Origin of the sequence: Sphingobium sp. (genome assembly GCA_035196065.1) — a bacterium.
Taxonomy (GTDB): Bacteria; Pseudomonadota; Alphaproteobacteria; order Sphingomonadales; family Sphingomonadaceae; genus Sphingorhabdus_B; species Sphingorhabdus_B rara.
The window spans coordinates 2,913,397-2,926,950 of the sequence record CP136575.1; the positions used below are offsets into that span (position 1 = coordinate 2,913,397).

The following is a 13,554-nucleotide window of genomic DNA, read 5'->3' on the forward strand; positions in this document are numbered from 1 at the left end:
AGAGTCCTGCCGCTTGAGAGATGGATCATTCGGCTCGTATGAAAATAGGATTTATCGGTCTTGGTAATGTTGGTGGCAAGCTTGCAGGCAGCCTGATCCGCAATGGCCATGATGTTGTCGTCCGCGATCTGGATGCGGCGCTGGTCGCTGAATATGTCGCGCGTGGAGCCACGTCAGCATCTTCTCCTGCGGAAATGGGTGCGGCGGTCGACCTGATCATCACCTGCCTGCCATCCCCCGCAGCCAGCAGAGCTGTGGCGGAAGGCGAAGACGGCTTCCTGCAGGTCATGCGCCCAGGGCAAGTCTGGCTTGAGATGAGCACGACTGACTATAATGAAATCATCCGCCTTGGCGCGCTTGTTGAAGCGCGCGGCGCGCTGTTTATGGAATGCCCGGTATCCGGTGGGTGCCACCGCGCAGATACCGGCAACATCGCGATATTCGCAGGTGGGCCCCGCGCAGCTTTTGAGGCCGTACTGCCCGTCTTGACCACCATGGGCCGCCGCATCCTCCACACGGGCGACCTTGGGACGGCATCGCAATTGAAGGTCATGACCAACTATCTGTGCACCGTGCACCTCGTTGCACTAGCCGAAGCCTTGACCACCTGCAAAGCAATCGGCCTAGACATGAATACCACTTATGAGGCGATCAAAATTTCATCGGGCAACAGCTTTGTCCACGAAACCGAAAGCCAGGTGATCCTGAACGGCAGCCGAGACATCAACTTCACCATGGATCTAGTGTCCAAGGATATTGGCCTGTTCGACACAATCGCTCAAGAAGCAGGCGTTCCTGTCGAAATGTCGCCGCTGATCGTCCGCCTGTTCAAGGAAGCGGAAGCGGAATATGGCTCTCGCGAATTTTCGCCCAACATCATCCGCCGCTATGAAGAGCCTCTGGGCATCAAGGTTCTGGGCACCGGCTTCCCTGACCAGATGGTTGACGATGAGCCTGAAGAGCGCGGCTATGAGGTCGTACCCAAACGTTAGGGAATAATAGCCGCAGCATCGACGTGCGCGGCAATCCAATCCATAAACGTTTTGATACGCAAATTCTCGCGCATGTCCTTGCGGCAGATCAGCCCCCAATTGCCGGGGCAGATCAGCTTGTGCGGCACCGGCTGAACCAGCCGGCCGTCGGCCAGATCCTGATCGACAAAGGGCCCGTTGACCAGCGCGATACCCTGCCCGTCCAGCGCCATTTCAAGCGCAACAGCTAGCGTATCGACCATCAGCATCGGTGCAGTCGGCTGGAATGGCACATCGGCCGATCCGAACCATGCCTCCCAATTCTGAACTTCTGTATAAATCGCAACCAGTGGCATCGTGTTCAGCGAATCCATCGTCACTGGTCCGTCAACTTTCCGGAGCAATGCGGAGCTACACACCGGGAAGAGCGGATATTCGAACAATGGCATCCAATGATATTTGCCGGGGTCGGGAACCGTCTCACAATAGACCAGCCCGACATCGGCATGAACATCGTCAAATTCCCATTCGACCGCGCATGTGCTCAGCGTCAGTTTCACTTCAGGATGGTCGTTCAGGAAATACGGCACGCGCTTTGCGAGCCAGCGGATCGAGGCGGTGACATAGGTCTGCACGCGCAGGGGTTTGTCAAGGGCATGGCGGTGTACCGCCTCGACGCCTTCGAGCAGCGATTCGAACGCGCTGCGGACATAAGGATAGAGTGCGCGTCCCTCCTCGGTGGAAACGATATGCCGCCCTTCTTGCGTGAACATGGCAACGCCCAACGCTTCTTCGATCAGTTGCACCTGGTGGCTGACCGCGGGGTGCGTGAGGCATAGTTCATCTGCCGCATCGCGAATGCTCTGGTGCCGGGTCGCAGCCTCAAAACCCCTAAGGGCTTTGAGCGGCGGCAATTTCTTCATTTCAAACTTGTTGGCCATCGAGCGACCGCTCCTCTCCCGTTGCAGGGATAGCGCCCCGGCCGCGACCGGTAAATAAAATTCACAGGTTGTTTCGCGCGTCCTCGAGGATCATGTCGGCACCTTTTTCAGCCACCATTACCGTCGGCGCATTGGTGTTCCCCGACGTAATGTTCGGGAACACAGAGGCATCGACCACGCGCAAACCGTCGATGCCATGCACCCGCAACCGGCTGTCGACGACCGAATTCGCCGGATCCGGGCCCATCATGCAGGTGCTGGTTGGATGGTAGACAGTGTCGGCGCGCGCGCGAAAATCGGCAAGCAAAGCTTCATCACCCTCAATCTCGATACCGGGGAACAGTTCTTCCGTGATGATATCCGCCAAGGGCCGGGTGCGGGCGAGTTGGCGAAGCACTCGGTTGCCGGCAAGAACATCATCTATGTCTGACTGCGTTGCCAGATAATTGGGATGGATGACGGGATGCGCTGCAGCATCCGCGCTAGCAAGCGCTATATGTCCACGGCTGCTGGGACGGCATGGATTGTGCGAAAGCAGAAAGGCCGAAAACGGATCAGGGTTGAGTAGCTTGCGTTCAGACAGCGGCGTTTTTGTATAGCTGACCGGGCTGAAATAAAGCTGCAGATCAGGGTGCGGCTTTGACGCATCGCTCCGGATAAATCCGCCGCTTTGGTTGACGCTGAGCGAAAGCGGTCCCGAACGGTCGAGCACATAATGCAAGCCTGCCCGGATTTTCCCCAGTAACGGGTTCAACTGGTCATTCAGGGTCGGGGTGCGAACCTTATAAAAGTAAGAGACCGCAATATGGTCCTGGAGATTCTGACCCACTGCCCTTGCATCAAGCACCGGCTCAATACCGCAGCCTTTCAAATGTTTTGCTTCACCAACTCCGGACAGCATCAACAATTGCGGTGAGTTAATCGCGCCGCCCGATAGGATGACTTCACGGCGTGCCTTAGCCTGAAAAGCGGCGCCTTTTCGTGTGTAGGCAACCCCTGTCGCGCGCCGTCCTTCAAACAAAATGCGCGTTGCATGCGCATGGGTTCGCAGTTTGAGATTTTTGCGTTTGCGTGCCGGATGCAGAAATGCATTCGCTGTCGATGCACGCCAGCCGCCACGCGTATTGATCTGATAAAAACCTACGCCTTCGGGATGCTGGCCGTTCAAATCGCTGCTCGCCGGAAACCCCAAGCCCTGCGCAGATTCGATAAAGCTGTGACACACCGGATGAACGAAGGGCGAAATATCAGTCACATGTTGCGGTCCACCGCGTCCATGTTGTGCGCTATGCCAGTCGAAATCCTCCGACTTTTTGAAATAGGGCAAGACATCGTCCCACCCCCAGCCAACATTGCCCGATGCTTTCCAATCGTCAAAATCACGGGGCTGGCCGCGCACATAGACCATCGCATTGATTGAGCCAGATCCGCCAATCACCTTACCGCGTGGCCAGTAACTTCGCCTGTTGCCAAGGGACGCCACCGGCTCGGTATCGTACATCCAGTTGATCCGCTTGTCGAAAAAGGTCCGGCCATAGCCAATCGGCATCTGTATCCAGATTGACAGGTCGCTGCCCCCCGCTTCGAGCAAAAGCACGGTGTTTTTGCCGTCCGCCGTCAACCGATTTGCCAACACGCAACCTGCAGTGCCGGCACCGACGATGATATAGTCGAACTCCTCGGTCACTGGACGGGGTATTGCGTCATTTCGAGATGCAACATGGTACCAGTATATGGATTGGCACGCGCGACCTCTTCATTCAGTTCCACGCCAAGGCCTGGCGCGGTTGGCGGGATGACATGGCCGTCCTCGAAACTGATCGGCGTTTTCAATATTTCGCTATGGAACCCGCCCCATGTTTCAATGCTCTCAAGGATCAGGAAGTTGGGTGAACAGGTCGCGATCTGGATGTTGGCAGCGCCGACAACCGGTCCACAATAGAGGTGCGGCGCAATCTGTGTGTGGCAAACTTCCGCCATCGCGGCGATTTTCTTGGCCTCAAGCAAGCCACCAACACGGCCAAGATTCATTTGCAGGATTGCAGCAGCCCCCGCGTTCAACAACCGCGCGAAATCATATTTGGTGGTCAGGCGTTCGCCTGTAGCTATAGGAATGCTTGTCGCACGCGCGACCTTTGCCATTTCCTCCGGCGCGTCAGGGGGAACAGGTTCTTCAAGCCAAAGCGGATCATAGGGTTCCAGCCGCTTGGCAAGGCGGATGGCGCCTGCGGCAGTCATCTGGCCATGTGTACCAAAAAGCAGGTCGGCTTTTTTACCAACCGCTTCCCGCAGTTGCTTTGCAAAACGCTCGCACAGGTCGAGCGATTCGAGCGACAGTTGCCGCCCGTCAAAGGCCGAATAGGGTCCGGCCGGATCAAATTTCAGCGCGGTAAAGCCTTGCGCCAGATATTCTGCCGCCCGTTCCGCTGCCAGATCAGGATCGTGGTAGACGTCAGTCTGATCACCCGGGCGCGGGTAAATATAAGTGTAGGCGCGCAACCGATCATGAACTTGCCCACCCAACAGCTTATATACGGGCTTGTTGGCTTCCTTGCCGATTATGTCCCAGCAGGCCATTTCCAGTGCGGACAGCACACCCATCAAGGTCAGATCTGGATGCTGGGTAAAACCGCTGGAATACACCCGTCGCCACAGGTTTTCGATATCATGCGGATCCTGCCCGACCGCATAACGGGCAAAAACATCCTCTATCATTTTCGCAACCAGATGCGGCTCAAAGGGCACGCAATAGGCCTCACCGATACCGGACACGCCAGTATCGGTGCTGATCTTCACAAAGACGAAATAGCGGCCACCAAAATGCGGCGGCGGATTGCCGACAACGAACGTCTCAATATCGGTCAATTTCATGCTGTGCGAAACCCGCTGATCGTTTTGATCTCAAGGAAATCGCGCACGCCATATTCGCCATATTCGCGACCATTGCCTGACTGCTTATAGCCACCAAAGGGCGCCATATAGTCCTGCGATGTGCCGTTGATGCTCACACCGCCTGCACGCATGAGACGGGCGATCCGTCGTGCCCGCGCCAAATCGCCGGTCTGCACATAGGCATAGAGGCCATAAGGGGAGTCATTGGCGATCGCGATGGCCTCCGCCTCATCCTTGAACGGGATCAGGACAAGCACCGGACCAAATACTTCTTCTTGGGCAATCGTCATCTTGTTGTGCACACCCGCAAAGACGGTCGGCTTGACATAATAGCCCCGGTCAAATCCTTCCGCCCGGCCTGTGCCACCGGCAACGAGGATTGCGCCTTCATCAATCCCGGCCTGGATCAGACCTTGGATCTTTTCATAATGCGCCTTGCTGACGACAGGCCCAAGATGGGCGCCCCTTTCCAACGGATCGCCCAACTGGGTCTGCTTTGCAACCTCTGCCGCAATCGCAACAGCCCGATCATAGACCGATTGCTCGACCAGCATACGGGTGGGCGCGTTGCACGATTGGCCGGTATTGTTGAAACAATGCAAAACGCCGCGCGTCACAGCCGCTTCCAAATCACTATCGGCAAAGACGATATTGGCAGATTTTCCGCCTAGTTCCTGAGCGACACGTTTAATCGTGTCGGCCGCATTTTTCGCAATCTGGACACCTGCCCGGGTCGATCCGGTGAACGAAATCATGTCCACTTCAGGATGGCCGGTCAATGCATCGCCAATGGCCGGGCCTGTACCATGGACCATGTTGAACACGCCCTTCGGGAAACCCGCCTCATCAATCATCTCGGCAAAGAGTTGCGCCGATAGCGGAGCAATCTCGCTGGGCTTGAGCACCATTGTGCAGCCGGTGATAAGCGCAGGGCCAACCTTGCAGACGATCTGGTTGATCGGCCAGTTCCAAGGGGTAATCAGCACGCAAACGCCAATTGGCTCATGGACGACAATACCGTCTTCCCCGACGTCATATTCCCACGTCATTTCGCGCACAGCCCTTATCGTCGCGCGCAAATGGCCAGGCCCGCTTTCTGCCTGTGCGTCATGCGATAGGTCGTAGGGCGCGCCCATCTCGGTTGAGATCGCCGCGACGACTTCGCCATAGCGCCGTTCGAAAATCGCGATCAGTTTCTCGACCAAGACGATGCGTTCTTCGAGCGACAAGGCGGCATAGCCATCAAACGCCGCGCGTGCAGCACGAACCGCGCGGTCGACATCGTCGACACCGCAAACCGCAACGGTGGCGCACACCTCTTCGGTTGCGGGATTGATCGCATCAATCGTCGCGGTCGAAGTGGCGGGAAGCGCCCACTCCCCGTCGATATAGGATTTAAGGGGGGCTTCAGACATATCCAATGGCTCTTTTCTGATCTTCAATGACATATTTTTCTGTCCGCCAATAATGCCAAGCGGCCCAAAGGCCTGCCGGTGCAAGGATCATTTGGGCAAGGCGAAGCGATTCCGCATCTGCACCCGACGGACCTGCAAACCAGTCGCTGAGTGCGCCAACGATCCAGGGCGCCACAATAAGGTTCAGGACGTTGGCGATCAGGAGCGAAATGGCCACCGTCATCGCGCGCATTCTTGGAGGCGCAAGATTCTGGCACAAAGCAAAGGCGGGGCCGATGTAGAAATAGATAGCGGGGATGAACAGCCACCACATCAAATGCGCCATGCCCAGATCATGCGTATAGTAAGCCAGAAATGACGGGATGGTAGCAATTGCCGTCACCACCGCGAGCAAGCGCGCAATCCGGCGCGGATCAGCATAAGAAGGCCGGGCAACCACCCAAGCAGTCACCAACGAAGCGGCGATCCCGCCGAACAGATAGATCCAGCCAAGCATCCGTCCTGCTTCGCCTTCGTCCATGCCGTACATCCGTTGCAGGTAGAGCGGGGTGAACCACATCAAACCCCAGCCCCAAAAGGCCGATAGACCGCTCGCCCAGATTGCATGAACGGCAGCCTTTTGTGACCAGATAAATTTAAAGGATTCGATCACGCCGGGTGCGGTATCATCGCTGACGACATCGAGCCGGCCACGTTTCGGTTCCTTGATCGTCACCATGATCAAGAGGGCAAGGAAAATGCCAGGAATACCCAGCACGAGAAAAGCGGCACGCCATCCATGCTCAACCGAGACCAAACCTGCAATGTCGGATCCAAGCCAAGCTCCGAGCGGGGCGCCAAGTGCAAAAACCGTCATCGCCATGGAACGGCGGTCTGCCGGGAAATAGTCTGCGATGATGGCGTTGCATGCAGGCGTGCCCCCGGCCTCACCAATGCCAACGCCGATCCGCGCGAGCAGCAGATCAACATAGCCTTTGGTGAAACCGGTAATCGCCGTCATGGCCGACCAGACCGCGACAGAGGCGGCGAGCAGATTACGCCGGTTGGTGCGGTCACACAGCCAGGATAGCGGCAAGCCCATGCCAACATAGAAAAGCGCAAGCGGGATACCCAGCCAGGCAGTCTCGGTATCGGTCAGCTTGAATTCCTTGCTGATCGGCCCGAGCAGGGTTGAGAGGACATAACGGTCGGCGATGCTGATCGTGTAAACCAGCATCATGATGATCAGCACGTACCAGCGCTGACCCAGTGTTGCCACAGCGTCCGCCTCCACAGATGCTCTACTTGCCATATTGTCCTCCCTCATTTTGTATTAGGTCGCCGAGAGTTCCGGTCCCAAAACCTCGCGTAGCGGATCGAGCCAGGGCGAATAGTTCGCCCATTGATCAACTCCGCTCTGATAAATTGGCTGACGCACCTGTTCAGAACTGGCCGTTCGTACAGCGCGTTCTGTCTGGTGAAAATTCAGACATGCATCTTCGAACGGCAATTCACAATAATCAAGAATGCGCCGGACCTGCGTTTCAAGATCGGCAACAACTTCTTCATAGCGGACGCGCAGCACCTTCCCCGGCAACACAGTGTCCCAATGTTCCATCAGCCGCACATAATCGCTGTAATAATGCCCGATTTCCTCAAGCCCGTAAGTGAATTCCTGGCCCTCTGCGAACAGTTGTTTGAATCCGGAAAAGGAGCATCCCATGGCGCTTCGACGCGCATCGATGATTTTCGCATTGGGCAGGATGAGGTGGATAAGGCCAATATGCCGGAAATTGTTGGGCATTTTGTCGATAAAAAACGGCGTTCCCTGCTTGCGCTGTATCATCGTGTCCTGAATGAACGCTTCGCCAAAAGCAGTCAGCTCTTCGGTCGACAGCTCTTCCAGATTGGCGGGATATTCGGGCTCCTCATCGATCCGGCGACGTCCACCAAGTTTGTGAGCCAATGCCAGGATGTTCGGCAATTCCATCGTGCCCTCGACCTGGCTGTGCGACGCCAGAATTTGTTCAAGCAAGGTAGATCCTGCCCGCGGTAGCCCTAGGATGAATATCGGATCATGCGCGGCGAAACCGGCCCCCGCCTTGGTGGCAAAGAGGTCCGGCGTGCAATGCGCGATCTGACGATCGATTTCGGCCGTAATCCGGCGCCAGTCGTAACCAACCTCCTCGCGCTTCAGTCGGTTACCGCGTTCATAATAAGTGAAGGATTCCTGATAATGACCATGGTCCTCCAGCGCCTTACCCAGCGCGAAGCAGAGATGGTAGCGATCCGCCAACTGGGTCGTGGGTGCCATTTCACGCTCACGCATAGCGGCAATTTGGGCATCATCAAATTTGTAGGTCTTCAGGTTCGCGAGGCTCCAATAGGCATCGCCATAATCGGGTTTCAGCGTGTAGGCGCGCGTATAAGCTTCGATCGCCTGCTGCTGCTGCCCTGTAGTTTTCAGCGCATGGCCGAGGGTCAGATGTACGCCGGGATTGTTCGGGGTCTGCGCGACACGTGACCGGTAGATGCGCAGGGCCTCGTCAAAATTCCCAATCGCCAGATTCTGGTTCGCGTACAGCATGTCGACCTGCGGATCGTCGGGCTCCTTTTCGCGCAATAGGCGTGCCTGTTCGAGCGCATCGGCAAATTTCTGCCTTTTCTGCAACGCCCCGACATAATCAAAATGGGCGCGGCTGTTTTCAGGATCAAGCATCACCGCCGATTCGAGCAGAAACTCCGCTTCGTCGTGGACGTTGAAGCTCATCCCAATCTGGGCCAGGAAACGCATGGCTTCAACGTGATGGCCGTGACTTTGCAGGAAATGTCGGCAGAGCTGTTCTGCCTTGTACATTTTGCCTTCCTGAATCAGGCTTGCCACGGCTTGTAATTGCGGGGGAAGCGAGGTCAGATATTCGACTTGGGCGGCAGCAAAATCTGCAGCCGCCGTATGACCGGCGGCCTCGTGCAGGCGCTCCAGCATCTGCCAACTTCCGGCAAGGGCGTTATTGCGGGCGACAGCCTCCTGATAGGCAGCAAGCGCCGACCGGCTATCCCCCATGTCGCGTAAGCAATGCCCCATTTCCTGGTGGGCACGTCCGTTGGATGGATCAAGCGCGATCAATTCCCGGTTAACGGATAACGCGTCATTGAACTTCTTTTGGAGCCTGTTGGCAACCGCAAGTATATAGAGAGCATCGCCACTTTTGGGCTCATTCTCTAGAAGTTTTTGACAAATCCGGGCCGCATCAGCGAGTTGCCCGCTCTGCAACAGCGATCGGGCTTTTCCGATTATCGCCTCACTGTCCGGCGCATCTGCCAAGGCCTTACCCTTCACGCTCATCATTTGTCCCAGTCAGATACTGCATAAAGAGACAATTCTCAGCGGCAACTTCCGCTTCAATCGACCGGATTTCAATAGGCCAGAAACCAATGGTGGACCAGTCGCACATTGAGACTGGTCCACCTTAGCAAGCCTGAACGGCTAAGCCAGCGTTCGCTTACATCTTGTAGGAGAACCGCAGGCCAACAGTCATCGGACGCGATGTCGTCGTACGGACTTCGCCATCATTCTGGCTGGTGTAGATTTCCGGACGCTCGTCGGTAAGGTTTTCACCGAAGAGTTCTACGCGCCATTGATCCTTCGACAGACCGACCGAAGCACCGATTTTGACGTAGGAATCAAGTTCTACGGCAGCCGGGAGCGGAGCGATGACATCGCCTGGGCGGACAGTCACGCCGTTATAGGTAACCGGCACCGATGCGGCATAACCAAGCGTCGGGTTCGATGACTGGTAACGGATGCTGACATTGTCAATGATGTCCGACCAGCTCTTGCCGACATATTGCATGTTGACCTGTGCGAACGGTGCAGCACCCGATGCCAGTTCCTTCTCCCAGTGGAGGCGGGTGTTGAACTGGAATTTGGGGCTCTGCGCCAGCGGCGAACCGATGGGACGCAGGACCCGTGTCGCCTTGCGATAGCTGGTCAGTTCGGAATCATTGATCGAGAAAGCTCCGTTCCAAGTGAATTCCGGGGCAACCCGCCATGTCACGTCACCTTCAATACCTTGGATGCGCGCATCAGCGAGGTTGGTCGTGAAGGTCTGGTTCGAAATATTCTGGTCGAACAAGGTGACTTGCAGATTGTTCCAGTCAATCCGGTAGGCCGCGACGTTAACCTGCAGGCGACGATCAAGCAGCGAGAATTTGCCGCCGATTTCGTAGTTCTGGACCTTGTCGGGGACGTAGGTGCCGAGACGGACAAAATCTGCATTGGTCGGGCAGATCGTGCTGGGAACGCGGCAAGGACGACGATTGAAGCCGCCCGGACGGAAACCATCGGAATAGGTCGCGTAGACCAGCGAGCCTTCGCCAAACTTGTACGTCAGGTTACCCTTGAACAGCACGCCGGTATATTTTGCCGGCGATGCATCTGCATAAAGCTGGTTCAGGTTTGCGCTGAGTCCATAAGTCGTCGGTGGGGTTGCTGCCGCAGTATAGGTGCCGGTTGCAGCATTATATACGCCGCGACCACCCGTTGCGAAGCTGCCCTGTGATGCACCGTTAATCGACGCCTTTTCGTTATAATAACGAAGACCGCCCGTGACCGTCAGTTTGTCTGGAACGATGTCGAACGACGCCTCACCATAAGCAGCAAACTGCTTATCGCCACGCTTCACATCGTTGAAGAAGCCAACCTTGACCGGACGAGCGCTGGGATCGTTCGGATCGGTCGGGAATGCAGCCGGACCGGGGTTCGGTGCACGCGTGTAGATGAAGCCAGCACCGGGCTGCAGGTAGGACCAGTCGGTGTTATCGTACAACTTGTTGTTGTCGTAAAACAGGCCGAAGGTACCACGCAGGCGATTTTCAGCCGGTGTCGTAACGCGGAATTCCTGCGTGAAACGCTTGGTCTTGTTGCGAACGCGATAGCTCTTGTTCGGCGTGTAGCAGGTGTTGCCGATATTACCGTTATAGGCCGCGGTATAGTAAACGCCGCGATCGCATTCATAATAGGGGACATAAAGGCCGATATTCGAATAGCCCGCATAGTCAGACGTCTGATCAGCGCGATGCTTCAAATAAGAGCCGGTGTAGATCAAATCGAGCGCGCCGAGGCGGCCGTTGATCGCCAGCGTGGTCAAATTGACTTGGTCGTCCAGAGTGTTCTTGTCGAACTTGGTGACTTTCAAGTCGCCAACCGAAGGCTCATAATCGAATACGCCATCGGTATCGAGCTGCTGACGGACATGCATCACATCAACAGACCAGTCATCGCTCAATTTGAACGTCAATGCTGCACGGCCGCCGACATAAGTCGCGTCGTTATAATCCTTTTCGACAAAGGCATCATTGTTGATGGTTTGACGGGTCGGCGCGCGATAAAGGCTGCCGGTGCAATTCGGGATAGCACCTGCGGCATTCTGGCACGATTGAATGGCGCGCATTACCAGAAGCGGGTTACCCGTTGGCAGACGGCCGGCGACGCCGACATTGCCATTGAACGGCATCTGGAATGTGCCGGGGACGTTGTCGATATAACCGCCCTGCTTGTCAGAATAGACAACCGCGCGGAAACCGATGCGATCATTCACAAGCGGGATGTTGATGAAGGCATCACCAGCGACGCTTTCCTTACCCTTTTTCGTGAAGGAATAGCTGGAGTTGAAGCCAGCCTGGAAATCAGTCAGGTTCGGCTTGTTCGTGATGTAACGAACCGCGCCACCCATGGCGCTCGCACCAAACAGCGTACCCTGCGGACCGGCAAGAACTTCGACGCGCTGCAAGTCAACAGTGTAGAGATCGAGGTTACGACCAACCAGCGATGCCGGGGCATCATTTACATAAAGCGCAACAGTCGGCTGCGAACCGGCGGTGCCTGCAATCTGGAGGCCCGGCGTTCCCGAAGAAAGGCCGCGAATATAAATCGATGACGCACCCGGACCGCGCGATGCCGCACGAACGTTCGGCAGAAATTCGATCATCTTGTCAAATGTCGTGACATTAAGATCGGACAGCGATTCTCCGCTCAGCGCCTGAATAGCGACCGGAATTTTATTGGCCGATTCATCGCGCCGCGTTGCGGTAACGATGATTTCCTTAACCCCACCATCATCTTGCTGGGCAGTTTCGGACTGCGCATATGCAGGCGCAACGCCTGCTCCAAAGAAAGCCAGCGCAAGCGCTGCCGTTGACAATTTCAGACCTGATTTCAAGGTTATCCCCCCCATTGCTCTCTCCACGAAATGGATCCAACTACCTCAGATCCGCGAAATTCCGTGGTTTTTTCCAACTTGAACCTGTCTTCTAGCAACACAAGCTGCAAATGAGTATTTTTTATTTACCGGTAAATTTTTTTGCAAAGCCGATTATAACTTCTACATCCCGGAATTAGACGAACTGATGTAACGACGCTCCCTCTGGTAACAGCCGCCCACCCTAGCTAGGCGGTGAAAAATATAGAGATTTGAGGAGAAATCGATGACAATCGGGACGGATTTTGTCCTTTTGATTGCCAGCGAAGACCGTAAAGGTATCGTCGCGGCCGTTGCAAACTCACTTGTCAGCCAAGATTGCAACATCGTCGAGAGCGCGCAATATGGGGATGGTCATTCCGGACGGTTCTTCATGCGCGTTGCCTTTAGTGGCCCGAACGGCATGACCACGGACAGCTTCACCGATGCATTCACGCCGGTGGCGACCGCGTTTCGCCTTGATTGGCGCATCCATGACCTCAATCAAAAAATGCGTGCCATGATCATGGTCAGCCAGGGCGGACACTGCCTCAACGATCTTCTTTACCGAACATCGACAAACCGTCTCCCGATGGATGTTACCAGCATCGTTTCGAACCACACGACATGGCAGCGTCGCGCCGAACATGAAGGCATCGCTTTCCACCACATGCCGATTACTCCTGAAAACAAATTGGAACAGGAAGCCAATCTGCTTGCCATGGTTGAGGAACAGGGCGTCGATCTGATCATATTGGCCCGCTACATGCAGGTTCTGTCGGATCAGCTTTGCCGCAAACTCGATGGCCGGGTGATCAACATCCACCACAGTTTCCTGCCCGGCTTCAAGGGTGCAAAGCCCTATCATCGTGCCCATGAGCGTGGTGTGAAAATGGTCGGTGCAACCGCACATTATGTCACGGCAGATCTGGACGAGGGGCCGATTATTACGCAAGACGTGTCCATCGTGGATCACGCAGATACTGTGGAAGATCTGATTGCGCAGGGGCAGGACACCGAAAGCCGGGTGCTGGCGCGCGCCGTCAAACTTCACATTGAGCATCGTGTGATGCTCAATGGCAATCGTACCGTTGTCTTCAAATAAGACGTTAAAATA

At 55.8% G+C, this 13,554-nt stretch carries 9 protein-coding genes; 2 read left to right on the forward strand and 7 right to left on the reverse strand.

Translation table 11 applies throughout. From position 1 onward, the window contains the following. Positions 1-38: 38 nt before the first annotated feature. Positions 39-992 carry an NAD(P)-dependent oxidoreductase gene (locus tag RSE16_14075; protein WRH75808.1) on the forward strand — a complete coding sequence of 318 codons (954 nt, stop codon included), beginning with the start codon at positions 39-41 and terminating at the stop codon, positions 990-992. Here the strand turns inward: RSE16_14075 and RSE16_14080 are convergent. From RSE16_14080 to RSE16_14110, 7 genes are all read right to left on the reverse strand, one after another. Then, positions 989-1,912 (reverse strand): LysR substrate-binding domain-containing protein, encoded by a 924-nt coding sequence (locus RSE16_14080; protein WRH75809.1) that lies wholly within the window; start codon positions 1,910-1,912, stop codon positions 989-991. The genes RSE16_14075 and RSE16_14080 overlap by 4 nt on opposite strands. 61 nt (positions 1,913-1,973) lie before the next feature. Further along, entirely contained in the window at positions 1,974-3,599 is a 1,626-nt protein-coding gene (locus tag RSE16_14085) for a GMC family oxidoreductase N-terminal domain-containing protein (GenBank protein WRH75810.1), read from the reverse strand. Beyond that, positions 3,596-4,783 (reverse strand): mandelate racemase/muconate lactonizing enzyme family protein, encoded by a 1,188-nt coding sequence (locus RSE16_14090; protein ID WRH75811.1) that lies wholly within the window; start codon positions 4,781-4,783, stop codon positions 3,596-3,598. The genes RSE16_14085 and RSE16_14090 overlap by 4 nt, the downstream gene beginning before the upstream one ends. Next, positions 4,780-6,219 carry an aldehyde dehydrogenase family protein gene (locus RSE16_14095; protein ID WRH75812.1) on the reverse strand — a complete coding sequence of 480 codons (1,440 nt, stop codon included), beginning with the start codon at positions 6,217-6,219 and terminating at the stop codon, positions 4,780-4,782. Before RSE16_14095 ends, RSE16_14090 begins: the two co-directional genes overlap by 4 nt. Continuing rightward, the gene (locus RSE16_14100) at positions 6,212-7,510 is read right to left on the reverse strand and encodes an MFS transporter (GenBank protein WRH75813.1); all 1,299 of its coding nucleotides are present in this window, start codon (positions 7,508-7,510) and stop codon (positions 6,212-6,214) included. The genes RSE16_14095 and RSE16_14100 overlap by 8 nt, the downstream gene beginning before the upstream one ends. Before the next feature lie 21 nt (positions 7,511-7,531). Next, on the reverse strand, positions 7,532-9,547 hold the full coding sequence (locus RSE16_14105) for a sulfotransferase (GenBank protein WRH75814.1): 2,016 nt from the start codon (positions 9,545-9,547) through the stop codon (positions 7,532-7,534). Between the two features lie 154 nt (positions 9,548-9,701). Then, entirely contained in the window at positions 9,702-12,434 is a 2,733-nt protein-coding gene (locus tag RSE16_14110) for a TonB-dependent receptor (protein WRH75815.1), read from the reverse strand. A gap of 250 nt (positions 12,435-12,684) precedes the next feature. On the opposite strand from RSE16_14110, the gene purU reads away from it, so the two are divergent. Beyond that, on the forward strand, positions 12,685-13,542 hold the full coding sequence (purU, locus tag RSE16_14115) for a formyltetrahydrofolate deformylase (protein ID WRH75816.1): 858 nt from the start codon (positions 12,685-12,687) through the stop codon (positions 13,540-13,542). Positions 13,543-13,554 lie beyond the last annotated feature (12 nt).